The organism is bacterium, assembly GCA_030654305.1.
GTDB lineage: Bacteria > Krumholzibacteriota > Krumholzibacteriia > LZORAL124-64-63 > LZORAL124-64-63 > PNOJ01.
This window is the reverse complement of sequence record JAURXS010000204.1, coordinates 1-1,335: the sequence shown is the minus strand read 5'-3', so window position 1 is coordinate 1,335 and position 1,335 is coordinate 1. Positions and strand designations below refer to the sequence as shown.

The window sequence follows — 1,335 nt, the reverse complement described above, 5'->3', positions numbered from 1 at the left end:
GGGGGACGGCGTCACGACCGCGGCCGCCCAGGCCGCCGCGGTCACGATCCTCCCCGTGCCCGGACGCCTGCGGTTGCGCGTGGACGAGGCGGACTGGACCGGGACCGCGGTCTCGGCCGACGCGGAATGGGAGGGCTGGCCAGGCCCCGGCCGGTTGCGGGGGGAGTGGCGCCTGGAGCGATGCGATGCGGGCGCGCTGTTCGCCGCGCTGCCCCGTCGGCTCTTCCTGGGCCCGACGCCCGTCGCCGGGCTGGACGGCGGGAAGTTGGAAGCCTCGGGCGGTTTCGACTGGGCGTGGCCGTTGCCGGCGCCGGTCCGTTTCCGCGATCTCGTGCCCGGCTTGACCGGGAACGCGGAGGTGTCGGACCTGGCCGTGAGCTTCGCCGGGAGCGATGCGCCCTGGAGCGTGAGCGCGCGGGCCGGGCTGCAGGGCGGCCGCCTCGAGTTGACCGACGTCGTGGTCGGGATCGGCGACGGCCGCGTGGCGGGCCGCTTCGACCTGGCCGACCTGGACCGCGACGAGCGGCGCTGCAGCTTCGAGGCGGACTGCGAGGCGGTCGATCTCGCGATCCTGCTGCGGGTGCTCGCGCCCGGCGCCGTGGGCTACGTGTCCGGAACGTCCGACGCCGAAATCCGGGGCGGCTTCGCCTGCGGCCGCCCCGGTGCGGCGGTCGCGAGCCTCGAGGTCGACGTCGACCTCGCGGCGCGCGACGGCGTTGTGCACGCGCGGGAATGGCTGACCGACGTCGCCTCTTACCTGGGGGAGCGGCGCGACCTGCAGGACATCCGCTACCGCACCCTGACCGGTCGGCTGGCGCTGCGCGAAGGCCGGCTCGCGACGCAGGACCTGAAGCTCGAGGGTCCCGACACCGACTGGCGGGGGGGAGGCTGGCTCGACTTCGCGGGGCCGCTCGACCTGGTCCTGGTCGTGAAGCTGCCGGCCGGTTTCCGGCCCGAACTCGGTTCGATGACGCCGTTCGCCGACCTGCTGAAGGGCGACGACGGCCGCATCGCGCTGGGTCTGAGGCTGACGGGACGCACGGGGGGGCCCGAGGTGAACCTGGACCTCGCGAACTCGGGACGCCAGGCCGTCTGGCGGTAGGGTTCCTTGACAAACCCGGGGACAGGACGTAACGTCCTGGTCCGCGGCGCCTCAGGGCGCCGCCGTCGGGGCGGGCCCCGGCGCCGGGCGTCTTGCGGATGACAGCGTCTTTCCGATGACACGGCAGCCGGAGGGCTAGTCCTAACTGGTAAGGCAGCGGTCTTGAAAACCGCCGGGAGCGATCCCCTGGGGGTTCGAATCCCCCGCCCTCCGCCAGGATCACAGGCGGGAGA

1 protein-coding gene and 1 tRNA gene are annotated in these 1,335 nt (G+C 73.9%); both read left to right on the top strand.

Features of this window, described 5'->3' with window-relative positions:
* On the top strand, positions 1-1,102 hold a 1,102-nt coding region (locus Q7W29_05475), incomplete at its 5' end, for an AsmA-like C-terminal region-containing protein (GenBank protein ID MDO9171265.1).
* 129 nt (positions 1,103-1,231) lie between these two features.
* Positions 1,232-1,318 (top strand) — tRNA-Ser (locus Q7W29_05470).
* Positions 1,319-1,335: the final 17 nt, after the last annotated feature.